Source organism: Paenarthrobacter sp. PH39-S1 (assembly GCF_030063245.1).
Taxonomy (GTDB): Bacteria; Actinomycetota; Actinomycetes; order Actinomycetales; family Micrococcaceae; genus Arthrobacter_M.
In genome coordinates, this window is record NZ_JASISR010000011.1 from 39,886 (window position 1) to 63,250 (window position 23,365).

The window sequence follows — 23,365 nt, forward strand, 5'->3', positions numbered from 1 at the left end:
GTTATGGCACTCAAAACGCGTTTTGAGTGCCATAACTGCGACCTACTTGGGTGGGCGGTGGGCTCGGGACGGATCGAGCGGTCAAGGTCGGCCCGGGACCGTATCGCGCCGTCGATGACCTCACCTGAGGCTGGGTCAGGCCTCCAGCGCTGCGCTCAGGAAGGCCAGCGTCTTGCCATGCGTCGTCCGCGGCACCCTGCCGGTAGGCACACTTGTTGCTGTCATTGAAGAAAGCATGCCCCGCGTCCGGATAAACGACGGCGGTAAAGGCCACGTCCGCCTCTTGCATGGAGTCCTTCAGCGCCGGAGCTTGGCCTCCGTTTCATAAGAACTCCCACTATCGAAAATGAGGCGGCTGACCGCGATCGCCATCCGCAGCCGCAGCTGTGGCGGTGGCGCATCCGGAGCGGTAGTCTCCTGTGGAGCGATCAATTCCGGTAATTCCTGCTGAAGGCGGACCCCCATGACCTCGTCTATCAATACCGAAACCGGCGAACGGTCCGATCTGCTCGAATCCCTGAACCGGCATCGGTCCTTCCTGCGCTTCACCGTGCGCGACCTCACTGACGAGCAGGCGGCGGAACGTCCCACTCGAAGCGAGCTGTGTCTGGGCGGTCTGCTCAAGCACGTTGCAGCCACTGAGCAGGGGTGGGTCAACTTCATGATGGACGGCGCAACCGCTTTGGGCTCGGCGGACGATGCGGACTTGGGCGACCGGGCCCTCGAATTCAGCATGCTGAAGGGCGAGACGCTCACCGGTCTGCTGGAGGCGTACGATCAGGTCGCCGCCCGGACCGACGAGCTCGTCGCCACTCTGCCCGACCTGGACATTTCGCACCCGCTGCCTGCGGCCCCCTGGTTCGAGCCCGGCGCGCGGTGGTCCGCCCGCCGCGTCCTGCTGCACATCATCGCCGAGACCGCCCAGCACGCTGGCCATGCGGATATCCTCCGCGAGTCCCTCGACGGCGCCAAGACCATGGGGTAGCAACTGTGCGCATGGATGAAGCCGTCGACGCATTTGCCGAGGACCTGGATTACCCCATGTATATCGTTACCGTGGGTAGGGACCAGCAGTCACCACCGGAATCCCGCTCCGGCTGCCTGGTCGGGTTCGCCACCCAGTGCAGTATCGACCCGCCGCGTTTCCTGGTCTGTATCTCCAAGGCCAACCACACCTATAGACTCGCCCGCAGCGCATCCATCCTGGGGCTGCACGTCCTAGGCCCCGAGCAGCATGATCTGGCCCAGCTGTTCGGCGGCGAAACCGGGGACGACGTCGACAAGTTCGCCGGCTGCCAATGGCGCCACGGTCCCGGAGGAGTTCCCTTGCTCACCCAGTGCCCGCGCTGGCTGGTCGGAAATGTTCTGCACCGGACCGATCTCGGCGACCACGCCGGATTCCTGCTGGAGCCGACGCAGATCCACACCGGCCCCGGCCCCGCCGGGCTGTACTTTTCGCAGCTGCAGGACATGCAGGCGGGCCACCCGGCCTAAGGGCGCCGACCCGCATTGTCAGGGCGCGGGCTCGCGGAGGATCCAGTGCTGCGGGTCCAGACCACGGACCACCTTGCGGCCGATCCGCGCGAGGTCGGCCGCGTCGTCGTCGTCCAGTTGGTCAAACACCAGGGCGCGCACAGTGTCCACATGCCCCGGCGCCAGCGCCGCGATCAGTTCCATTCCAGGATCCGTGACCGTGGCCGTGGTGACCCGCGCGTCCTCCGCGTGCGTGCAACGCGTGACGTAGCCGCGGCCTTCCAGCTTCTTCACGACGTGCGACAGCCGCGACAGCGACGCACTTGTCCGGGCGGCAAGCTCGCTCATGGGCAGGGTCCGCTCCGCGGCTTCGGAGAGCATGGCCAGCACGTTGTAGTCGAACAGCGAGAGCCTGGCCTCCTGCTGTAGGTGCCCATCCAAGGCTCCGGGCAGCAGCGTCATGGTGGACAACAACGCCAGCCACGCCTGGCGCTCCTGCGCGGACAACCACCTCGGTTCACTCATAAATTAATTATCCCACAACACTTGACCCTTCAACTTTTTTGGCCTACATTTAGTTGTAGCTTCAAGTAAACGTCTTCCAGCAGAACAGATCCCATGACCTCGCTCCTGAACCGCCTTTTCGGAAAGAAGAAAACCATGAGCAGCACCGACATCACCATCATCGGCAACGGCAGTATGGCCCGCGGTATCGCCACCCGGGCGCTGGCCGCCGACCGCACCCTCCAGATCCTGGGCCAGGACGCGGCCAAGTCGCAGGCTCTCGCCGCTGAGCTCGGCGCCAACGCCACCTCCGGCACCATGGATCAGGCCCCCGAGGGCCAGATTGTTGTGCTGGCCGTTCCGTTCGGAGCGGCCAAGTCCGTGGTCTCGGCTTATGGCACCGCCCTGGCTGGCAAGACCCTCGTGGACATCACCAATCCGGTGAACATGGAGACCTTTGATTCCCTGGTCGTCGCACCGGGCAGCTCCGCCGCCGAAGAATTAGCCGCGCTGGCGCCTGCCGGCACGCACGTAGTGAAAGCCTTCAACACCACGTTCGCCGGTACCTTAGTGGCGGGCGAAGCCGCGGGCCAGCCGCTGGATGTCTTCATCGCAGACGATGACACGGCGGCCAATTCCGCGGTGAGCAGCCTCGTGGCTGACGGCGGCATGCGCCCGCTGGTGGTAGGGCCGCTCAAGCGCGCCCGCGAACTCGAAGGATTCCAGTTCGTCCTGATGACTCTGCAGGCCAACCCGGAGTTCACCGACTTCAACTGGAACACCGGTCTGAAGATCCTGAGCTAGCGTCCTCGGCGGCGGCCTGGGAGCGGAACGCGCCCCGCCTGTCGGCGCGCTCCGACCGGAAAGTCCGACGACGCAAGGCGGGCAGGCGCCGTCGTCGTCCTGCCGGCAGGACAACGGCGGCGGCCGGCGCCGCCGTCGTCCTGCCGTACGTCGTGGAACTGAGGCGGAATCGGACCATCCATAACATCTTCGGCGCCTCGGCTGAAGCGCTGGAAACTGCAGGCCCGTCGAAGGTCTGCGGCTTTACGGCTGCGGAACGGCAAGACCAGAGCGCGAACCGGCCGCTCCGTCGCGCTTCTGAGCGCGCGGACGCCCACCCGGCCAGCGGGCGCCAAACCGCAACCGAGACGGACAGCCGCGGCTGAAATAGCAGGGGTTGGCCGTTTCTGGTGCGCACATGCCGGGCACCCGCTCGTCATGGCAGTTTCCTCGGTTCTGGTGAATGTGAGCCCTTGACCGCAAGCGACTTAGGGCGTAGATTTTTTATCAATTAGTTAGTTGATAAAGAAGGAGGTTGATAACCATCACCGACACCGGCGACGACGACCGTCTCGACAGAGCATTCCTAGCCCTCGCAGACCCGGCCCGCCGCCGCATCATCGCCAGACTCAGCAGGGGACCGGCCACGGTCAACGAACTTGCCGAACCCTTCGCCATCACCAAGCAGGCGATCTCAAAACACATCCAGGTCCTCGAACAGGCACAACTGGTCACGCGTACCCGCGACGCCCAGCGCCGACCGGTTCACTTGAACCCCCTTCAGCTGGAGGCACTCACCGCGTGGATCGACCAGTACCGGCTGGTCCGTGAAGGGCAGTTCCGCGGCCTTGATGCAGTACTTCAAGCCCAAGCCATACTCCGATCCCAAGCCGCCGAAGCAGACGGCCAGCAGACAAAGGACTGATCATGAGCAACGCACTCAAACTCACCGTCCCCGACGGCGTCCCGTTCATTGACTTTGAGCGGGAGTTTGATTTCCCCGTGGCGGCCGTGTTCCGGGCGCACTCTGAGCCGAAGCTGATCGCCCAATGGCTCGGTCCGCGCCACAACAAAATCGAGATCGACCACTACGATTTCCGCACCGGCGGCAGCTACCTTTACCACCACACCGGTCCCGACGGCGTCTCCTACGCGTTTAGCGGCGTCTTCCATACCGTCCGGGAAAACGAGTTTGCCATCCAAACTTTCGAGTTCGACGGCTATCCGGACGTAGTCAGCATCGAATTCGCGACGTTTGAAGACCTCGGCGACGGACGCACGCGGCTCCGCGGGCACGCCGTCTACCCCAGCCAGGAGGCCCGCGACGGCATGGCTTCCGCTGGCATGGAAGGCGGCTTGTCCGAGGGATACGAACGGCTCGACGAGCTGCTGGGAATCTAAGTAGACGGACCATGGACTTGACCTTCGAAGCTGTCGTCCTGCCGGCCAGTGACACTGACCGGCTATCGGGTTCTACCGCGACAACGTCCGGGCCGAAAAACCGCTAATCCCCCTCGAGCACCGCGGCCGTTAGTCGGGGTGGAACAGCAGGAAGACAAGATTTCGCACCAGCTGTGGACATCCGCCCCCGCTATTCCAGATTGCAGGCGCCGATGTCCACAGCTGGTGCCTCCGGTGCGTCCGGTGCGGAACATCATCCCCCGCCCGCCGCCCACGTGGCCGTCAGTCAGTCAGGACGTCCTTGGTGCCGTGGTCGTAGCGGAAAGTGATCGTTCCGCCGGCATGGTGCAGCTCGTGGTTGGACCCGCTGCGCACCCCAAATGCCCCGTAGTTCTCGTCCCAGCTCCGATTGACCACGGCCTTGTAGCTGTAAAAACCTTCGGGCAGTTCGGCGCTCAGCTTCCAGAGCCGATCCGAGTCGTCGAAGCTCATCTGCACTTCGGCAAAGTCGGGTTCCCAGTTTTCCGGCGCGCCCAACAGAATGCCGAAGTCACCCACGATGGCGACCGAGTCCGGCTGCGGGCCGAGTTCGACGGCGGACGGGCCACCTTGCGCGGGTTCCGGCGCCTGCGCTATGGGCGTCTGCGCTTCGGGTGTCTGCGCATCGGGTGCCAGCGCTTCGACAGACGCTGGGGCGTCCGGCGCGGCAGCAGCCTTACGCGGACGGGATTTCCGTGTGCCGGTCGCCGCTGCTTCCGCCGCGCCAGTCCCGGGCTGGTCCACCGCCGTCGTCGCTTTTGCCCGCGCCGCCGGAGTCTTTGCGGACGCCTTTGCGGCACGAGCCACTGTTTCCTTTGGCTGCTCGGGCGCGGCGGTCGGCACCGGCATGTCGGCCGGTACCGGCGTCCCGGCCGCAAGCGCAGCCGCCAGCGAGTCCGCGTCGGGGAAGGCCACCGTGGCCCGCAGCCCGTCGTCGGTGAGCGACCAACCGGACCGTCCCTTCAACAGCCATCCGGCCTTCACCAGCTTGGCGGTTGCCGTGGTCAGCGCCTTGTGGCCCCTCGGCACTCCCCCGCTGAGCAACTGGCTTTCCTCGGCGTCCAACGGTACCCGCTCGACGGCCTCCGTCAGTACCGTCCCGGCGCCCGGCTTCTCGCCCCGCCAGACCCCGGCCGCCATGATGTCGAGCACGGCTTTAAGGCGGCGGTTGCTGTTATTCCCGATGTCAAGTCCCACGGTTTTCCTCCTGCGAGTTTCAGTGTGCTCCCAGTCTGCCAGCCGCGGGCCCGGCGCACCATGCGGGGCCTATCTTCACCGTCATAAAAGAACCCATCGACGGCGGGGCGGCACATCAGGCCCGGCAGCGCCGCTGATCACTGCATCCGCCGCGGCAGAAACCGGGCGAGGGTGCGGAACTCCCCGGACTCGGTGTTCAGGCTCCCGTCGTCATCATATTCCACGATGCGGATATTTCTTCTTCTATTGCGGAAACATGTGATGCGGATTACAGTTGTCTCAATCCTCCACGGTGAGGTGGAACGAATGATTGGTTCTGATCGATGCATACTTCCAAGCACACTGCGCTGAAAGCGAGTTCGGCAGCAGTCAGGGAGACCCGGGCGACTCCGCCTGGCTTCCCCTTACGTGTATCTGATCGCCCAAGCGGCGCATTCAGATACCGGTCCCTCAACATTCTGACGCGCTTCCATATATCCGAAGCGCCTTCCCGCAGAAAAGGTTCCCGATGAGTTTCGCCCCGAACGCCACGCCACCTGCCGACATGACCCCGAACGAACACAACGAACACAACGAACACCACGAACACCACGAACACCACAAACACCACGACCCGATAATGCATCAGCCGCCGGCCGTAGCGCTGGGTATCCAGGGCGTCCCCTCCACTAGTCCGCGGCTCTACAACCAGGACCTCGCCCCTACTCAGATGGCCGGCCGGCGGTGGAGCGCGTACAGCATTTTCACGCTGTGGGCCAACGATGTGCACAGTCTGGGCAACTATGGTTTCGCTCTTGGACTCTTTGCACTGGGCCTTGGCGCTTGGCAGATTCTGCTGGCCCTGGGCATTGGCGCGGTTCTCCTATTCATACTGCTGACGTTTTCTGGATTTATGGGGCACAAGACCGGTGTCCCGTTCCCGGTCATGAGCCGCATCGCATTCGGCATTCATGGGGCACAAATTCCCGCCCTGATCCGAGGCGGGGTCGCCATCGTCTGGTTCGGCATTCAGACCTATCTTGCATCCCTGGTGCTGCGCGTTCTGTTGATCGCTCTCGTCCCCGGGCTCAAGGATCTGGACGGCAACTCGATCCTCGGACTGTCCACCCTGGGTTGGGTCACTTTCGTGTTCCTCTGGATTGTGCAGGTCGTCATCGTCAGGTACGGCATGGATATGATCCGCAAGTACGAGGCGTTCGCAGGACCCATCATCCTCGTCACCATGATCTCCCTGGCCGTGTGGATGTTCGTCCAGGCCGGCGGATCCATCGCGTGGTCCACGAGCCACAGCCTCACCGGCGGTGAGATGTGGCGCACCATCTTCGCCGGTGGCGCCCTCTGGGTCTCCATCTACGCCACCTTCGTGCTCAACTTCTGCGACTTCACCCGTTCCTCCACTACCCGCAAGTCCATCATCAAGGGTAATTTCTGGGGCATCCCGATCAACATGCTGCTCTTCGGCGTCATCGTCGTCGTCCTGGCCGGCGCCCAGTTCAAAATCAATGGCACTATTATCGCCAGCCCGTCCGACATCGTGCAGACCGTCCCCAACACGATCCTGCTGGTGGCCGCCGCACTGGCCCTGCTGGTGCTGACCATCGCGGTGAACCTGATGGCCAACTTCGTCGCTCCTATCTATGCACTCACCAACCTGTTCCCCAGGAAGCTGAACTTCCGCCGCGCCGGCCTGGTCAGCGCCATCATCGGACTGGTCATCCTGCCCTGGAACCTGTACAACAACCCAGTCGTGATCGTGTACTTCCTCGGTGGCCTGGGGGCCCTGCTCGGCCCGCTGTTCGGCGTTATCATGGCCGATTATTGGCTGATCCGCCGCACCAGGATCGACGTCCCGCAGCTATACAGCGAGGTCGCCAGCGGATCCTACTTCTACCGCAACGGCTTCAACGTGCGGGCAATCGCCGCATTCATCCCTGCCGCCGTCATCTCCCTCGTCATCGCCTTTGTTCCTGTGCTTGAGCCGCTCTCCGCGTTCTCGTGGTTTTTCGGCGCCGGCCTCGGGGCAGTGCTCTACTTTGCACTGGCCGACCGCAAGCGGACATTCCGTGATGTTTCGGGCGAGCCGATCGCCGTTCCCAGCGTGCACTAACTCACGTGCACTAACTCAGTGCCCCCGGGCGCACTAACACGGGCCGCCGGCCCGGATGACACCGGGCCGGCGGGCACTGACAGCCAACTGAACCAGCCAACCTGAAAGATCACTCTGATGCGCATCCTGATCGCCAACGTGAACACGACCCGGTCCATGACCGATTCCATCGCCAACCAAGCCCGTGCCGTGGCGGCGCCGGGCACCGAAATCATCGGGCTGACGCCGCGGTTCGGAGCGGACTCCTGCGAGGGGAACTTCGAAAGCTACCTGGCCGCCGTCGCCGTGATGGACAAGATCCTTGCTTATCCGGAGCCTTTTGACGCCGTCATCCAGGCCGGGTACGGCGAGCACGGGCGCGAAGGGCTGCAGGAGCTGCTGGACGTGCCGGTGGTGGACATCACCGAAGCGGCGGCGAGCACCGCCATGTTCCTGGGGCACAAGTACTCCGTGGTGACCACCTTGGATCGGACGGTCCCGCTCATCGAGGACCGGTTGAAACTGGCCGGACTGGACGCACGCTGTGCCTCCGTCCGGGCCAGCGGACTTGCGGTGCTGGAACTCGAGGAAGACCCCGCGCGGGCCGTGGCTGCGATCATCGACCAGGCCGAACGCGCGGTAACGCAGGACAAGGCAGAAGTTATCGTCCTCGGCTGCGGCGGCATGGCGGGCCTCGACGAACAGATCCGCACCCGGCTGGGCGTCCCGGTGGTGGACGGCGTAGCCTCCGCAGTGACCATCGCAGAATCCTTGGTCCGGATGGGACTTTCCACCTCAAAGGTGCGCACCTACGCCACACCACGCCCGAAGAAGGTCATTGGCTGGCCCCTTGAACTGCGTCTCGACGACGCCACCGTCTGATTCGGCTTCCGCGGCGCGTGACTCGGCACCCGCCGCGCGTGACTCGGGTTCCGCCGGCGACCTTCCACCATCAGGCGCGCAGGAGGGACAGCATCGCGGTGGTGGCCGAATGATACGGATGCGGTTTCGTTGACTAACCCGAGGGAAAGTCCTAGCATTATTTCACTGGACAATATTTTCTTTTCACGATACGAAATCAACGAAGGAGGCACCTCGTGATGCACAGCGCCACCATCAGCAGGGAACCACTGCGCGCCGAATCCTCAAGCGAGCCGGCGCAGGCTAAGGCAGTGCGGTCCAAGACCGTAGAGCCCGACGTCGCCCGCTCGTGGCTGCTGGTGCCGGCCACCCGCCCCGAAGCCTTCGGAGAGGCCGCAGCCTCGGCCGCCGACGCCATCGTGCTGGACATAGAGGACGCCGTTGATCCGGGTAAAAAACCTGAGGCCAGGGAGGCCGTCAACCGCTGGCTGCACGACGGCGGCAGGGCGTGGGTGCGCGTCAATGACGCGACCTCGGACTTCTGGGCCGACGATCTGGCGGCCCTCCGGGATGCGCCCGGTCTGCTGGGCGTGATGCTCGCGAAAACCGAATCGCCGGAACAGGTCTCGACCACCTTTGACCGGCTCGGCGGCAAGCACCGGATAGTCGCCCTGGTCGAATCCGCCTGCGGCATCGAGGAGGCAACCCACATCGCGAGAGCCCACGGCGCCTTCCGGCTGGCGTTCGGCAGCGGCGACTTCCGGCGCGATACCGGCATGAGTGCGGACCGGGAGGCCATGGCTTACCCGCGGGCAAAACTGGTGGTGGCCAGCCGTGCAGGGAACCTTCCCGGTCCCATCGACGGCCCGACCGTTGGCACCAGTCATCCGATCCTGCGGGAGCAGTCGGGCATTACCGTGATGATGGGAATGACCGGCAAGCTGTGCCTGTCCACAGATCAGACGCCAGTGGTGAACGAGGTCATCAGCCCTACCCCGACGGACATGGCCTGGGCCTGCGACTTCCTTGCCGATTTCGAAGCCCGCGGCGGGATTATCCGGGACGGCAGCGATCTGCCCCGGATAGGCCGCGCCCGCAAGATTCTCACCCTGGCAACGGCGCTCGGCCTTGCTCCGGCGCTTCCGTAATCCGGCCCGGTCCGCCGACCCGGCCAAGCCGACGGCTGAAGTCCGCGGAGAGATTTTGCCGCCAAAAACCGATAACCCAACCCTTCAGAAGAAAATTAAGGACCCACCATGTCGTCACAACTCAAGCCCGGAACAACTGCGCCCGGCTTCAGCCTCCAGGATGCCTCCGGCAGCACCGTTTCCCTCTCCGATTTCAGCGGCCGCAACGTTGTGGTGTATTTCTATCCCAAGGCCGCGACGCCGGGGTGCACCACCGAGGCCTGCGACTTCCGCGACAGCCTCGGCTCGCTGAAGAAGGGCGGCTACGAGGTGGTCGGGATCTCCCCCGACTCACCCGAAGAGTTGAGCAGTTTTATCGAGGACCAGGGCCTGACCTTTCCGCTGCTGTCCGACGACGGCGCGCAGGTAGCGCGCGAATGGGGCGCCTGGGGGGCTAAAACCGTGGGCGGCAAGGAAACGGAGGGTGTGCTGCGCTCCACCTTCGTGCTGGACAGCGAGGGCCGCGTGACCCACGCAGCCTACAGTGTTGCGCCAACCGGTCACGTCGCGCAGCTGCGGGAGACCCTCGGCGTGAGCTGACCCCATCCACGACAGGCCCCGACCCGGACGCTCCGGGCCTGGGCTTTGGCGCGCCCGAAACCTGCGGCTTCCGGCTGCGGGGCGGGGGCCTTGGCGCGCCGCCGCGTCCGGTCCTCTGGACAAAACTTTCCCGAGAATTTTTCGTCGCGGGCTTGACAGCATCGATGTGACACGGTTCACTATTACATATGCTGAAATAACAGTTCCACGATGCGAGATTTATTTTCGTATAGCCCTACACCGTGGATGCCAGCATTTTTAGTACGAGGTACAAGCAATGTTGCTTGAACAAATGACCCTTGAGCGATTCAATCAGTTAGAGCCCTCCGAAGCAGTCGCCGTCCTCCGCCCCTGTATTGACGTATCGCGTTGGATCGACGAGATCGCCCAGGCCCGGCCTTTTACCAGCATCGAAGCCTTGCTGGACTGCGCCGGCAAGGCAGCCAATCCGTTCGCAGACGCGGAAATCGATTCGGCGCTCTCCCACCATCCCCGGATCGGGGAACGCGCAGCCGGCAGCAATGCCGAGGCTGCCCTGTCTCGTTCCGAACAGGCAGCTCTCGGCCCCACCGATGCACAGGTGGCGGCAGAGCTCGTGGCGGGAAACCGGGCATATGAGGAAAAATTCGGCCGGGTCTTCCTGATCCGCGCCGCAGGCCGGAGTTCCCGCGAAATCCTGGCCGCCCTCAACGAGCGTCTGCAGAACACTCCCGAAACCGAGAATCCCATCGTTGCCCAGCAGCTGCGCGAAATCGCCCTGTTGCGGCTCAAAGGAGGAGTAACCGCGTGAGCGTCTCCCATGTGACCACCCACATTCTGGATACCGCAGCCGGCACGCCGGCCGCAGGTGTCGCCGTCGAGCTTTATGCCCGCGACGGTGACGCTTGGTCCACGATTGCGACGGGCAAAACAGATGCCGACGGGCGGGTGAAAGACCTTGGGCCCGAGCGGCTTGCCTCCGGAGATTACCGGCTGCACTTTGCCACCGGGGCCTACTTCGCCGGCATCAACACGGACACCTTCTTCCCGGAGGTTGTGCTGACATTCACCGTCGCCCAGAGCGAGGCGCACTACCACGTGCCGCTGCTGCTCAGTCCATTCGCCTACTCAACGTACAGAGGAAACTAATCATGAGCAGCAACAACATCATTCTCGGCGCCAACCAGTTCGGCAAAGCCGAGGTCCGCGTGGTCAAGGTCACCCGCGACACGGACCGCCACCAGATCGAGGACCTCAACGTCACCTCCGAGCTGCGCGGCGACTTCGAGGCAGCCCACCTGGAAGGCGACAACGCGCATGTCGTCCCGACGGATACGCAGAAGAACACCGTCTACGCCTTTGCCCGTGAAGGCGTCGGCTCGCCGGAGAAGTTCCTGCTCCGCTTGGCCGAGCACTTCACCTCCGGCTTCGAGTGGGTGGACGGCGGCCGGTGGGCGGCAGAGTCCTATTCCTGGGACCGCATCGTGGCCGATGGGTCACCGCACAACCACGCGTTCGTCAAGAACGGAACGGAAACCCGGACCGCCGTCGTCGTCAAGGACGGCAACGATGTCCAGGTCGTGGGCGGCCTCAAGGGCCTGACGGTCCTAAAGACCACTCAGTCCGGCTTCGAGGGCTTCCCGGTGGACAAATACACCACCCTGCCTGAGACAAGTGAACGGATCTTGTCGACCGAGGTCGCAGCCCGGTGGCGTTACAACACCACCGACGTTGACTTCAACAAGTCCTACGACGACGTCAAGGCCCTGCTGCTGGAAGGGTTTACGGAGAACTACTCCACAGCCCTGCAGAACACCCTGTACGGAATGGGCAAGAAGGTCCTCGAGGCCCACCCGGAAATCGATGAGATCAAATTCTCCATGCCGAACAAGCACCACTTCCTCGTGGATCTGTCCCCCTTCGGGTTGGACAATCCGAACGAGGTCTTCTTCGCCGCTGACCGTCCGTACGGTCTGATCGAAGCAACGGTCCTGCGTGAAGACGCATCCGACGCCGGCCGGGCTTGGGAAGGCATCGCCGGCTTCTGCTAGAACGCCCCCGGGGACGGGCAGCCGCCCGTCCCCGGGCACTCTTGACCGGACACTTTTGCGCGGCCAATCCGCCGGAGGAAGTAACAACCGGACAGCTTCATGACCAAAGCTTTTCATGCCCAACACATGACCAAAATTTTTCATGACGGCACTACTTCATTGCCGGGACGGAGATACAGCAAAATGTCTAAATCAACCAGAGTACGCCGCTCGCGGCCCGCGAGCACCGACAGGCCCGAAGACGAGCGGATGTCCATAGGGGCCAGCTTCGGCTACGGCCTCCAGCACGTTCTGACCATGTACGGCGGCATCATCGCCGTTCCGCTGATCGTCGGCCAAGCGGCCGGAATGAACACCGCGGATGTCGGCCTGCTGATTGCCGCCTGCCTTTTCATGGGCGGCCTCGCCACGTTGCTGCAGACTGTGGGTGTGCCGTTCTTCGGCTCCCAGCTGCCGCTGGTCCAAGGCGTATCGTTTGCCGGCGTTGCGACCATGGTGGCAATCGTCAAGGGCGGTGGCGGCATCCAATCCGTCTTCGGCGCCGTCATTGTCTCCTCCGTGATCGGGTTCCTGATCACCCCCATCTTTTCCAAGATCATAAAGTTCTTCCCGCCCGTGGTGACCGGGACCGTGATCACCGTCATCGGGCTGTCCCTGATGCCCGTCGCGGCCAATTGGGCCATGGGGGGCAACGCCAAAGCCCCGGACTACGGCAGCGTCGCAAATATTGGGCTGGCAGCCCTGACCCTGGCCATCGTCCTGCTGCTCAGCAAGCTTGGCAGCAGCACCATTTCGCGCCTCTCGATCCTGCTGGCCATTGTGATCGGCACGCTGGTGGCTGTACCCCTCGGGATGGCCAACTTCTCCAAAGTCGGCGTCGGCGAGATCGCCGCGTTCCCCGTACCGTTCCACCTGGGCTTGCCCACGTTCAACATTGCCGCCATCATCTCCATGTTCATCGTTGTTTTGGTCATCATGGTGGAGACCTCAGCGGATATCCTGGCGGTCGGCGAAATCGTCGGCACGAAGGTTGATGCCAAACGGCTCGGCAACGGCCTGCGGGCGGATATGGCCGCCAGTGCCGTGGCCCCCATCTTCGGCTCTTTCACGCAAAGCGCCTTTGCCCAGAATGTGGGTCTGGTGGCCGTCACGGGCATCAAGAGCCGGTTTGTGGTTGCCGCCGGCGGCGTCATCCTGGTGATCCTGGGTCTGTTGCCCGTGATGGGACGCGTGGTGGCCGCCGTGCCGACGTCGGTCCTGGGCGGGGCGGGCATCGTCCTGTTCGGTACGGTTGCCGCCAGCGGTATCCGTACGCTCTCCACGGTCAGCTACAAAAACAACATGAACCTGATCATCGTGGCGACTGCCATTGGTGCGGGGATCATTCCTATCGCGGCCCCGACGTTCTACAACAAGTTCCCCGACTGGTTCGCGACCATCTTCCACTCGGGCATCAGTTCTGCAGCCATCATGGCGATCCTGCTGAACCTGCTGTTCAATCACCTCAAAGCCGGCAACTCGGAGAACCCATCCGTTTTCGCCGCCGCTGCGGACCGTTTGGTGCCTGCGGAGGTGGTGGAAGCTCTGGAGCACGGCGACCACTGGGAAGACGGCAAACTCATTGATGCTTCCGGCTCCGAGGTGCCGATCCGCCGGGTCGAATCCGGGCACTAGATTCACGTCGACTGTGCAGCAGGTGACCGAACGGGGTCTCCTTCACTCATCTGCTGCACAGTCGATGCGTTGGGTACACCGGATCCGCAGCCGGCACAACGCTGCCGTCAGCAGCCCTGTCGGGAAGCGGACGGCAGCGTTTTGCCGGCTGTTTCCATTGACTGCATCTGATCAGCCCCGGCCTATGAACGGCATGCCAGCAGCCGTGATCAGCACGGATCCAACGCTGACCGACGGCGGCATATCCACCATCATCAGCACCGCCCGGGCCGCTTCGGCCACCGGGAACGTGGGCTCCACCAGGCGCCGGCCGTCCGCCTGCAGGGCACCCGTGCCAACGCCGAGGGTTGACATGATGTCCGTCGCGGTGTTGCCGATGTCGATCTGCCCGCAGGTGATGCCGAATTCGCGCCCGTCCAGTTCGATGGACTTGGTCAGCCCCGTCATGGCATGTTTGGTCACCGTATAGGCTGCAGACCGGGGCCGCGGCGAATGCGCGGAGATCGAGCCGTTGTTGATGATCCTTCCGCCCTGCGGCTGTTGCGCCTTCATGGCCCGTACTGCGGCCGCGGCGCAAAGCATGGATCCGGTCAGGTTCACGGACACGGTACTTTCCCAGTCCCGCAGGGAGATCTCGTCCACCGACCCGGCTGGACCAAAAATGCCCGCGTTGTTGAACAGCACATCCACCCGTCCGAATTCCCGCACACCGCGGTCAAAGAGTGCTTCGACCTCGTCCGGCAGGGTCACGTCGGTTTGCTGTATCAGTGCGGCGGCATGACCGTCGGCGGTGTCGTGGAGTTCCTGCTCCCTCCGACCGGCCAGGACCAGCCGATATCCGGAGCGCAGCAGCAGTCGTGCCACGGCCCGGCCGATCCCCGAGCCGGCGCCGGTCACGACGGCGACCCTGCCGCCGTCGTTCTTCCCGCCGACGCACCCGCTGCCCGGGTCGCCGTCCGACATACTCCCCGCGTCATTCCTCGAGTCGCTGCTTAGTCCGCTGCTCACGGGATCTCCATTTCAACATTTAACCGACATGCCACCGGGCGAGGGGTATTGACCGCTCCCGCAGACACCTGTATTCTCATTCTACAATATTTGTTTCTCATAATACGGAAAATATGACGTACCGGTCGAATCTCCGGGAGAAACGCTTTCAACGACGAAAGGTCTGACGTGGCCGCAGGCGAAGAGAACTCCCACATCCTGAGCGGACTAACCCACCGACTGCCGGACGGCGATCCGGAAGAAACTGCCGAGTGGATCGAGTCCCTGGACTCCCTGATCCAGGAACAGGGCACGGAACGCGCCCAATTCATTATGCGCAGCCTGCTACAGCGGGCCGGTGCGCAGAGCGTCGGCGTGCCAATGGTGACCACGACGGACTACGTCAATACCATCCCCGCGGACCAGGAGCCGGAGTTCCCGGGGGATGAGGATATTGAACGGCGCTACCGCCGTTGGCTGCGCTGGAATGCCGCCGTGATGGTGCACCGTGCGCAGCGGCCCGATATCGGCGTGGGCGGGCATATTTCCACCTACGCCGGCGCCTCCACCATCTACGAGGTCGGCTTTAACCACTTTTTCCGGGGCAAGGACCACCCCGGCGGCGGAGACCAGATCTTCTTCCAGGGCCACGCCTCCCCCGGCATGTACGCCCGCGCGTTCATGGAAGGCCGGCTGTCCGAGCAGGATCTGGACGGCTTCCGGCAGGAAAAATCCAAGGAAGGGCACGCGCTTTCCTCCTACCCGCACCCCCGCCTGATGCCGGAGTTCTGGGAATTCCCCACCGTTTCCATGGGCATTGGCCCGATGAACGCGATCTACCAGGCGCAGTCCAACCGGTACCTGCACAACCGCGGTCTCAAGGACACCTCCGACCAACAGGTCTGGGCGTTCCTGGGCGACGGCGAAATGGACGAGCCGGAAAGCCGCGGACTGCTGCAACTCGCGGCCAACGACAAGCTCGACAACCTCAACTTCGTGATCAATTGCAACCTCCAGCGGCTGGACGGGCCGGTGCGCGGCAACGGCAAGATCATGCAGGAGCTGGAGGCTTTCTTCCGCGGCGCCGGCTGGAACGTGATCAAGGTTGTCTGGGGCCGCGAGTGGGATGACCTGCTGGCAAAGGACGACGACGGTTCGCTGGTGAAGGTCATGAATACCACGGTCGACGGCGATTACCAGACCTACAAGGCTGAGTCCGGCGGATTTGTCCGCGAGCACTTCTTCGGCCAGACCGCGCAGACCAAGGAAATGGTTGCCGATCTGAGCGACGACGAGATCTGGAACCTCAAGCGCGGTGGTCACGACTACCGCAAGGTCTACGCCGCCTACAAGGCCGCCACCGAGTTCAAGGGCAAGCCCACGGTGGTGCTGGTGAAAACGGTCAAGGGTTACGGGCTGGGCACCAACTTCGAGGCCCGCAACGCCACGCACCAGATGAAGAAACTCACGCTCAAGGACCTCAAGGACTTCCGCGATCTGCTCCGCATCCCCATCTCCGACGAGGTACTGGAGAAGGACCCGTACCGGCCCCCGTACTACCACCCGGGGATGGAGGCGCCGGAGATTAAATACCTAATGGAACGCCGCGCCGAACTGGGCGGCTCCGTTCCCGAAAGGCGGACGGCGCATAAGGCGCTGCCGGTGAGCGATTCGAAGAGCTTTGATATCGCCAAACGTGGCTCCGGCAAACAGCAGGCCGCCACCACGATGGCCTTCGTGCGGCTGTTCAAGGAACTGATCCGGGATAAGGAGTTCGGCAAGCGGATTGTGCCGATCATCCCCGACGAGGCCCGGACCTTCGGCATCGACGCGTTCTTCCCGACGGCGAAGATCTACAACCCGAACGGCCAGAACTATCTCTCCGTGGACCGCGACCTGGTGCTGGCGTACAAGGAATCCACGTCCGGTCAGATTGTGCATGCTGGGATCAACGAGGCCGGTTCCGTCGCTGCGTTCACGGCCGCGGGCACCGCCTACGCCACGCATGGCGAACCCCTGATCCCGGTCTACGTCTTCTACTCGATGTTCGGGTTCCAGCGCACCGGCGACGCCTTCTGGGCCGCCGGGGACCAGATGACCCGCGGTTTCATCATCGGCGCCACCGCGGGCCGCACCACCCTCACGGGTGAAGGACTGCAGCACGCGGACGGACACTCCCCGCTGCTGGCCTCCACCAACCCTGCCGTGGTCACCTATGACCCCGCGTACGGATACGAAATCGGCCATATTATGCGTGCCGGATTGGAGCGCATGTACGGCGGCAAGCACACCGATCCGAACGTTATGTACTACATCACGGTCTACAACGAGCCGATCACGCAGCCAGCCGAGCCGGAGGGCTTGGACGTCAACGCGCTGCTCAAGGGGATGTATCTGCTGGCTCCCTCCCGGACGGAAGGCCCGCGGGCCCAGCTGCTCGCCTCAGGCGTGTCCGTGCCGTGGGCGCTGGAAGCCCAACGGATCCTCGCCGACGATTGGGGAGTTTCGGCCGATGTCTGGTCCGTGACGTCCTGGACCGAGCTGCGCCGCGACGGGCTGGAGGCCGAGGAGCAGGAGTTCCTGGACCCGACGGCGGAACCGCGCCTGCCGTTTGTCACCTCGGCACTGCAGGGCAGCAGCGGACCCGTGATCGCGGTCAGCGACTACATGAAGGCCGTCCCGGATCAGATCCGGCAGTTTGTGCCCGGCGACTACGCGGTGCTCGGGGCCGACGGCTTCGGCTTCTCCGACACCCGCGCCGCCGCCCGCCGGTTCTTCAAGATCGACTCCCACTCCGTCGTCGTCCGGACGCTGCAGCTGCTCGCCAAGCGCGGGGAGGTCGACTCCTCGCTGCCGGTACTGGCCGCGGAGAAGTACCAGCTGAACAACGTCAACGCCGGCACCACGGGCGGCGCGGGCGGCGACAGCTAGCGCCGCGCCGGCGCCCCACTAAAGACGGGGTTTCGCCGTCGTCCCGGCGGCAGGACCTGCCACCGGGAGTGCACAGAAAAGCCGGCCCGTGACGGACCGGCTTTTCTGTGCGGATCTGACCCGGCAGGACGAAAGGGTCCACGTGCACACCGGCTCCGTGAACAGATCCGAAGCCTTGCTAAAGGTCCAAAACGAGCCGTTTACCCTTGCAGCGCGAGACGCAGATCATCATGGTATCCCCGGCCAGTCGCTCGTCCTCCGAAAGCAGGCTGTCCCGGTGATCGATCTCGCCGCTGACCACCGCTGTCTCGCAGGTACCGCAAATGCCCTCTTGGCAGGAGCTGAGCACCGGCAGGCCGGCGCCTTCCAGTGCCTTCAGGACGGTGGTTCCGGCCGGCACTTCGACTTCGGAGCCATCGGACAGCTCCACGGTGAAATCGTGGTCTCCGTCCACCACCGCCGCAGCAGCACCGGCGTCCGCCGGGTCCGGGACAAACCGCTCAAAGTGAAACCGGGAGGCGTCCGCCCAGGCCCCGGTCATGGACTGGATGATCTTAAGCAGCGGCCCCGGTCCACAGGTGTAGAGATGGAATCCGGCGCCGGGCTGGTGAAGCAGCTCCGCCAGCGGGAAAAGCCCGCTTTCATCGTCGGCATGGATGTGGACGCTGCCGCCGTAGGCCTCCAGCTCGTTAAGGAATGCCATGCTGTTCCGGCTGCGGCCCAGATACACCAGGCGCCAGGGCACACCGGTCTCCGCGGCCCTGCGGATCATCGGCAGGATCGGGGTGATGCCGATGCCGCCGGCGATGAACAGGTATTCGGGGGCCGGCACCAGCGCGAAGTTGTTCCGCGGTGGACGGACTTGGACCTTGGTGCCGGGCCGCAGCTCATCATGGACAAAGGCAGAGCCACCGCGTCCGGCCGGTTCGCGCAGCACGGCGACACGCCAGTCCGCCTGGCCGGTTTCCGAACACAGGGAGTACTGGCGCATCACCCCGTTGGGCAGCATTAGATCCACGTGCGCCCCGGGCTCCCACTGCGGCAGCTCCCCGCCTAAGGGGCACTGGAGCGTCAAGGAGACCACGCAGTCCGACTCCCGGCTGATGCTGCTGACGTTAACGTCGAAGAACTCTGCTGTTTTCATTGCTTTACTTTCGGTCGTCGGGGCCGGTGGCCATCGGCTGCCCGCTACTCGGAGAGCACTGATGCCAAGAAAGACTTGGTGCGCTCATTATGGGGATTGGTGATGACGTCGCGGGCCGGTCCCTCTTCAACTACGTGTCCGCCGTCCATGAAGATCACCCGGTCCGCCACATCCCGGGCGAAATTCATCTCGTGGGTGACGACGACCATGGTCATGCCGGACTGTGCGAGGTCCTTCATCACCTTGAGCACCTCGCCCACCAGCTCAGGGTCCAAGGCGGAGGTCGGCTCGTCGAAAAGCATGAGCTTAGGCTCCATGCACAATGCCCGGGCGATGGCCACGCGCTGTTGCTGACCACCGGAGAGCTGCCGCGGGTAGGCGCCGGCTTTGTCGCCCAGCCCCACTTTTTCCAGCAGCCGCAATGCGCGTTCGGCCGCCACCGACTTCTTTTCCTTGCGCACCAACCGTGGAGCCTCGATCAGATTTTCCACGACGGTCATATGCGGGAACAGGTTGAACTGTTGGAAGACCATGCCGATGTCGGTGCGTTGGCGGCAGATGTCCTTGTGGCTCTGTTCGTGGAGCTTCGTGCCTTTGAGGTCATAGCCGACGATCCTGCCGTCGACCCACATCCGCCCGCCGTCGACTGTTTCCAAGTGGTTGATGCAGCGCAGGAAAGTACTCTTCCCGGAACCGGAGGGACCAATCAGGCAGATCACTTCACCGGAGGCCACCTGCAGGTCGATTCCTTTGAGGACCTCGAGGGACCCGTAGCTTTTGCAGATCGCATCCGCCTTGATCATCGGCTCCAGTGTTGTTTGTGCCGTCATGGCCGTCCGCCTTTCAGGGAGAGCGCATCGTGGGTGCGGAAGAACTTCTTTAGCTGCTGCAGGGGTGTGGGCGGCAGGGCCCGCTGGTTGCCGCGGGCGTAACGGCGTTCCAGGTAGTACTGGCCGACGGTCAATACGGACGTAATGAGCAGGTACCACAGGCTGGCAACTATCAGCATGGGTATCGTTTCGAAGGTACGCGCGTAGATGACCTGGGCCGAGTACAGCAGCTCGGGCACCGAGATGACGCTGACCAATGAGGTGGCTTTGAGCATCCCGATGGTTTCATTGCCGGTGGGCGGGATGATGACGCGCATGGCCTGCGGCAGCACTATCCGGCGCATGGTCTGCATCCGGGTAATCCCGAGTGCCTCGGCCGCCTCGATCTGCCCGTTGTCCACGGATAGAATGCCGGCGCGGACAATCTCGGACATATACGCGCCCTGATTCAGGCCCAGTCCCAGAATGGCCGCGGTCATTGGTGTGATCAGTTGATTGGCGTCCAGATGGATGCCGGGGATGCCCAGGGTGATGACCGGGTATAGCGCCGCCAGGTTGAACCAGAACAGCAGCTGCACCAGGACCGGTGTGCCCCGGAAAAAGTTCACGTAGCCAAATGCCGCCGTGCGCACCACCGGGTTGGTTGACAGCCGCATCACGGCGAAGATGACGCCGAGCACGGTGCCGATCACCATGCTGATGGCCGTCAGTTCAAGCGTAATTAGGATCCCCCTGCCGATGGACACCTCGCTGAGGTAGAGCACGACGACGTCCCAGCCGAAGTGGGGATTCGTCAGGACAGAGCGCAGGAACAGTCCCGCCACGGCCAGGATGACGACGGCGGACACCCAGCGGCCGGGATGCCGGGCCTTGACGACGGTGTAGGCGTCGCCTGACGGCTCCGCCGTTGCCGCCGGAGCCGTCAGGGTCGCTGAATCTTCCTTCATCGCTTACTTCTTATCCAGTACGTCGGAGGTCACCAGAACGCTGTCCGGAAGGCCCCATTTGCTGCTGATGCCGCGGTAGAAGGTGCTGTCGAGGACATCCCGGGTGGCTTCCGTGACGGCGTCCTTCAGCCCGGAATCCTTGGCCAGCGCCAGCCCCACGGGGGCCGGGTCGTAGTCCTTGCCCTTGGCCAACTCGAACTTATTGCCGGCCAGTTTGCTCTGGTAGGCCAATGAGGTGCTGTCCGCCACCACTCCATCGACGCGCCCGGACGTCAGGGCGAGATTGGCCTCGGTTTGCGCGGGGAAGTTCTGCACCTCGATAGCCGCCTTTCCGCTTGCGGTGCATTCCTTGGAGAAGGACGGAATCAGTTCCATGGACTGGATGGACCCCTTCTGCCCGGCAATCTTCTTGCCGCACATCGACGTCGGATCCATCGTGATGTTCTGTGGGTTTCCGGCCATGACGGCAACACCGGAACCACCGTTGATGTACTGGACAAAGTCAACAATTTTCTCGCGCTCGGGCGTGATCGAGTAGGCCGAAAGGGCCATGTCGTATTTGCCCGATGCCAGTCCGGGCAGGATGGTGTCGAAGGTTCCGGCCACATGTTCCGCCTTCAGCCCCAGAGCTGCGGCGACGGCGTCGGAAAAGTCGACATCCCAGCCGATGATGGTCTTATTGTCCGTATCGAAGTACTCAAACGGGGCGTAGGTGGGGTCGGACGCGACTCGCAGGACCCCGGCCGAACGGATGCTCTCGGGCAGCAGATCCCGGGCCTTCTGATTGACTTTGATCTCGGTGATGGACGGCGCTGCGGCCGATGTGTCCACTCCGGAGTTCTTCGGTGCGGCCTCCGAAACGGTGGTACAGGCGCTCATGGACAGCGCCAGGAGGAGGCAACCGGTCACGAGGATGGATTTGCGGGAAGGATGCATTTGGATACCTTTTGTCATGGGCCGACCTGAATGGTCCGGCAACAGTGTCTCTGGACGTAATCGACGAAATTTAGTGCAGCACCGCGCAGTTTTGACGTGTGCGGCACTGCGCGGTTTTGAGGGAACCCGTCAGGGTACCCACCGGAGTACCTTGGCCTTCGTTGGTGCGAGCGTAATGACCTGCACAGCGGAATCTCCGACGGGCAGCGACAGCCGGAGGGTCTCCGGATCTTCGCCTTCGACGATGAAGACATCACCGCGGCGCAGCCACCGTTCCCACGGCCCGTTCTCCGCGGCCACGAGTGCTTCGCCCGTCAATGCCGCCACGATGAGCTGCTCCCCGGCACCGCGCTGAAATAGGCCGGTGTACCCGCCCTCGTAGCGTGCACTGACCGCGGCAATGTGGCTTTCATCCGCCTCCAGCCTCACAGCCGGTTCCACCGCCGACTCGTTCAGCTCTATCGTCCAGCGCCACGGGTCGCCACGTTCGGCCGAGTCAGGACAGGCCGCAAGGATCCTCGCACCCGACTCGGCGGAGGTTTCCGCGCCCAGGGCGTTGGCCCTGATCAGCATCCACATACCGGACCTACCCGTTCCTGGCGGCAGCAGGCTCCAGTCGTGCCGCCTCCTGGACCTGTGGCCGGGCCTGATGCTCTTTCTTGAGAAGAGCATTGAAGATGCGCCGGGCCTTGGCCACGCCGCCGTCCTGGGCGATGAGGACGTCATGTTCGCCGTCGGGGCGCGTCTGCATACCGATCTCCTGCGCCTCAAGCGCCTCGGCATCTTCGTCCAATACCGTGCCCAGCCCGACGCGCAGTTCCTCGGTGGCCTGTTCATTGTCTACGGCGAAGTTGCGGCTGAATGCGTAGTAGTACCAGGCATTGTGTTCGTCAATGGGGGTTATACCGTTGAGTACCTTGATCAGGTACCCCTCGTCGCGCGGGCGGCCCACACCGGTGATACCGGAGTGCAGTACATGCATATTGGGCACGAAGAACTCGGTGCAGTGGAAGCGGTCGAACAGCCCCCGGGCGTCCATCGTCTCGGCGTACAGCGGCGGCGCAGCGACGGACGGCATCAGCCGGTCCACACTGACCACGTTGCCTTCCACCTCAACCGTTATGCCGTGCTCGTAAATGTAGTCATCGCCCACAGTTGTTTTGTGCAGGAAGGATTCGTGGGTCAGATCCAGCAGGTTATCGTGGATCAGGGAGGCACGGCACTTGAAATGGTAGGAGTGCGTGACGGTAGCCCACTCGGGGTCGACCATCCAATGCGTGTCCGGCACATCGGCCGGATCGGCCAATTCCGCGTCTCCCGTCCAGACCCAGATCCACCCGTCTTTTTCAACGACGGGGTATTTCCGCACTCGTGCACGCTCCGGAACCGTGGTCTGTCCCGGCACCTTGGTGCACACTCCGTCGGCACCGTAGGTGAAACCGTGGTATCCGCACTCCACCGAATCTCCGATGGTTCGCCCGGCCGAGAGCGGGAACGCCCGGTGGGCACAGCGGTCGGCCAACGCGACTGCTGCATTGTCCTGCGTGCGGAAGAGCACGATCGGCTGCTCGCAAATGACGCGACGTACCGGTTTGCGGGTCACTTCGTTGGACCACGCAGCCACGTACCAAGTATTTAATACATACATTTCAAGTCTCCTGACTGACGATGTATACAATGTATTCGAAGTCACAGTCGGGGGTCAAGGGTTTTTTGTTACGCTTACCTTAATTCGTCGCTCCGAGGCGATGGGGAGAGTTATCCAGGTCGGTGGCGAAGAAAACCTGAAGCCACGCCAAGATGCCAGAGTTGAAC

General features: G+C 63.4%; 23 protein-coding genes and 1 pseudogene. 14 read left to right on the forward strand and 10 right to left on the reverse strand.

Annotation, left to right across the window (positions count from 1 at the left end):
• Positions 1-229: 229 nt before the first annotated feature.
• Positions 230-289 (reverse strand): annotated as a pseudogene (locus tag QMG52_RS08865) (hypothetical protein); the annotation flags it as partial.
• A gap of 174 nt (positions 290-463) precedes the next feature.
• Between QMG52_RS08865 and QMG52_RS08870 the strand changes: the two are divergent.
• The gene (locus QMG52_RS08870) at positions 464-985 is read left to right on the forward strand and encodes a DinB family protein (protein WP_283560050.1); all 522 of its coding nucleotides are present in this window, start codon (positions 464-466) and stop codon (positions 983-985) included.
• 11 nt (positions 986-996) lie between these two features.
• Positions 997-1,494, forward strand: a complete 498-nt coding sequence (locus QMG52_RS08875) for a flavin reductase family protein (protein WP_283560051.1) — start codon at positions 997-999, stop codon at positions 1,492-1,494.
• An 18-nt stretch (positions 1,495-1,512) separates the two neighbouring features.
• Here QMG52_RS08875 and QMG52_RS08880 read toward each other — a convergent pair whose 3' ends face one another.
• The gene (locus QMG52_RS08880; RefSeq protein ID WP_283560052.1) at positions 1,513-1,998 is read right to left on the reverse strand and encodes a MarR family winged helix-turn-helix transcriptional regulator; all 486 of its coding nucleotides are present in this window, start codon (positions 1,996-1,998) and stop codon (positions 1,513-1,515) included.
• Between the two features lie 135 nt (positions 1,999-2,133).
• Between QMG52_RS08880 and QMG52_RS08885 the strand changes: the two genes are divergently transcribed.
• The 3 genes from QMG52_RS08885 to QMG52_RS08895 all read left to right on the forward strand — a co-directional run bounded on the left by QMG52_RS08885 (position 2,134) and on the right by QMG52_RS08895 (position 4,161).
• On the forward strand, positions 2,134-2,781 hold the full coding sequence (locus tag QMG52_RS08885; RefSeq protein WP_283560053.1) for an NADPH-dependent F420 reductase: 648 nt from the start codon (positions 2,134-2,136) through the stop codon (positions 2,779-2,781).
• A gap of 514 nt (positions 2,782-3,295) precedes the next feature.
• Positions 3,296-3,685: an ArsR/SmtB family transcription factor gene (locus QMG52_RS08890; protein ID WP_283560054.1), complete on the forward strand. Its 390-nt coding sequence runs from the start codon at positions 3,296-3,298 to the stop codon at positions 3,683-3,685.
• A 2-nt stretch (positions 3,686-3,687) separates the two neighbouring features.
• On the forward strand, positions 3,688-4,161 hold the full coding sequence (locus QMG52_RS08895) for an SRPBCC family protein (protein ID WP_283560055.1): 474 nt from the start codon (positions 3,688-3,690) through the stop codon (positions 4,159-4,161).
• Positions 4,162-4,443: 282 nt separating this feature from the next.
• On the opposite strand, the gene QMG52_RS08900 is transcribed toward QMG52_RS08895, so the two are convergent.
• A complete protein-coding gene (locus QMG52_RS08900) occupies positions 4,444-5,397 on the reverse strand; it encodes a pullulanase X25 domain-containing protein (protein ID WP_349361680.1) in 954 nt (317 codons plus the stop codon).
• A gap of 619 nt (positions 5,398-6,016) precedes the next feature.
• Between QMG52_RS08900 and QMG52_RS08905 the strand changes: the two genes are divergently transcribed.
• The 8 genes from QMG52_RS08905 to QMG52_RS08940 all read left to right on the forward strand — a co-directional run bounded on the left by QMG52_RS08905 (position 6,017) and on the right by QMG52_RS08940 (position 13,775).
• Complete coding sequence (locus tag QMG52_RS08905; protein WP_283560129.1) at positions 6,017-7,504, forward strand: NCS1 family nucleobase:cation symporter-1; 1,488 nt, start codon at positions 6,017-6,019, stop codon at positions 7,502-7,504.
• Between the two features lie 117 nt (positions 7,505-7,621).
• Positions 7,622-8,365: an aspartate/glutamate racemase family protein gene (locus QMG52_RS08910; protein ID WP_283560056.1), complete on the forward strand. Its 744-nt coding sequence runs from the start codon at positions 7,622-7,624 to the stop codon at positions 8,363-8,365.
• 218 nt (positions 8,366-8,583) lie between these two features.
• Positions 8,584-9,492 (forward strand): HpcH/HpaI aldolase/citrate lyase family protein, encoded by a 909-nt coding sequence (locus tag QMG52_RS08915; protein ID WP_502920479.1) that lies wholly within the window; start codon positions 8,584-8,586, stop codon positions 9,490-9,492.
• A 108-nt stretch (positions 9,493-9,600) separates the two neighbouring features.
• Complete coding sequence (gene bcp / locus QMG52_RS08920) at positions 9,601-10,071, forward strand: thioredoxin-dependent thiol peroxidase (protein WP_283560058.1); 471 nt, start codon at positions 9,601-9,603, stop codon at positions 10,069-10,071.
• A gap of 292 nt (positions 10,072-10,363) precedes the next feature.
• On the forward strand, positions 10,364-10,861 hold the full coding sequence (uraD, locus tag QMG52_RS08925) for a 2-oxo-4-hydroxy-4-carboxy-5-ureidoimidazoline decarboxylase (protein WP_283560130.1): 498 nt from the start codon (positions 10,364-10,366) through the stop codon (positions 10,859-10,861).
• A complete protein-coding gene (gene uraH / locus QMG52_RS08930; RefSeq protein WP_283560059.1) occupies positions 10,858-11,199 on the forward strand; it encodes a hydroxyisourate hydrolase in 342 nt (113 codons plus the stop codon). The genes uraD and uraH overlap by 4 nt, the downstream gene beginning before the upstream one ends.
• A 2-nt stretch (positions 11,200-11,201) precedes the next feature.
• A complete protein-coding gene (gene pucL / locus QMG52_RS08935; RefSeq protein ID WP_283560060.1) occupies positions 11,202-12,101 on the forward strand; it encodes a factor-independent urate hydroxylase in 900 nt (299 codons plus the stop codon).
• 183 nt (positions 12,102-12,284) lie between these two features.
• The gene (locus tag QMG52_RS08940; protein ID WP_283560061.1) at positions 12,285-13,775 is read left to right on the forward strand and encodes a nucleobase:cation symporter-2 family protein; all 1,491 of its coding nucleotides are present in this window, start codon (positions 12,285-12,287) and stop codon (positions 13,773-13,775) included.
• Between the two features lie 171 nt (positions 13,776-13,946).
• On the opposite strand, the gene QMG52_RS08945 is transcribed toward QMG52_RS08940, so the two are convergent.
• A complete protein-coding gene (locus QMG52_RS08945) occupies positions 13,947-14,738 on the reverse strand; it encodes an SDR family oxidoreductase (protein ID WP_283560131.1) in 792 nt (263 codons plus the stop codon).
• Positions 14,739-14,951: 213 nt separating this feature from the next.
• Here QMG52_RS08945 and aceE point away from each other — a divergent pair, with 213 nt between their 5' ends.
• Positions 14,952-17,693 carry a pyruvate dehydrogenase (acetyl-transferring), homodimeric type gene (gene aceE / locus QMG52_RS08950; RefSeq protein ID WP_283560062.1) on the forward strand — a complete coding sequence of 914 codons (2,742 nt, stop codon included), beginning with the start codon at positions 14,952-14,954 and terminating at the stop codon, positions 17,691-17,693.
• A gap of 178 nt (positions 17,694-17,871) precedes the next feature.
• On the opposite strand, the gene QMG52_RS08955 is transcribed toward aceE, so the two are convergent.
• From QMG52_RS08955 to QMG52_RS08980, 6 genes are all read right to left on the reverse strand, one after another.
• Positions 17,872-18,837: a PDR/VanB family oxidoreductase gene (locus QMG52_RS08955; protein ID WP_283560063.1), complete on the reverse strand. Its 966-nt coding sequence runs from the start codon at positions 18,835-18,837 to the stop codon at positions 17,872-17,874.
• A 44-nt stretch (positions 18,838-18,881) separates the two neighbouring features.
• On the reverse strand, positions 18,882-19,667 hold the full coding sequence (locus QMG52_RS08960; RefSeq protein WP_283560064.1) for an amino acid ABC transporter ATP-binding protein: 786 nt from the start codon (positions 19,665-19,667) through the stop codon (positions 18,882-18,884).
• Positions 19,664-20,614: an amino acid ABC transporter permease gene (locus QMG52_RS08965; RefSeq protein ID WP_283560065.1), complete on the reverse strand. Its 951-nt coding sequence runs from the start codon at positions 20,612-20,614 to the stop codon at positions 19,664-19,666. The genes QMG52_RS08960 and QMG52_RS08965 overlap by 4 nt, the downstream gene beginning before the upstream one ends.
• Before the next feature lie 3 nt (positions 20,615-20,617).
• Positions 20,618-21,550: an ABC transporter substrate-binding protein gene (locus tag QMG52_RS08970; protein ID WP_283560066.1), complete on the reverse strand. Its 933-nt coding sequence runs from the start codon at positions 21,548-21,550 to the stop codon at positions 20,618-20,620.
• Between the two features lie 129 nt (positions 21,551-21,679).
• Entirely contained in the window at positions 21,680-22,129 is a 450-nt protein-coding gene (locus QMG52_RS08975) for a hypothetical protein (RefSeq protein ID WP_283560067.1), read from the reverse strand.
• A 7-nt stretch (positions 22,130-22,136) separates the two neighbouring features.
• Complete coding sequence (locus QMG52_RS08980; protein WP_283560068.1) at positions 22,137-23,198, reverse strand: Rieske 2Fe-2S domain-containing protein; 1,062 nt, start codon at positions 23,196-23,198, stop codon at positions 22,137-22,139.
• Positions 23,199-23,365 lie beyond the last annotated feature (167 nt).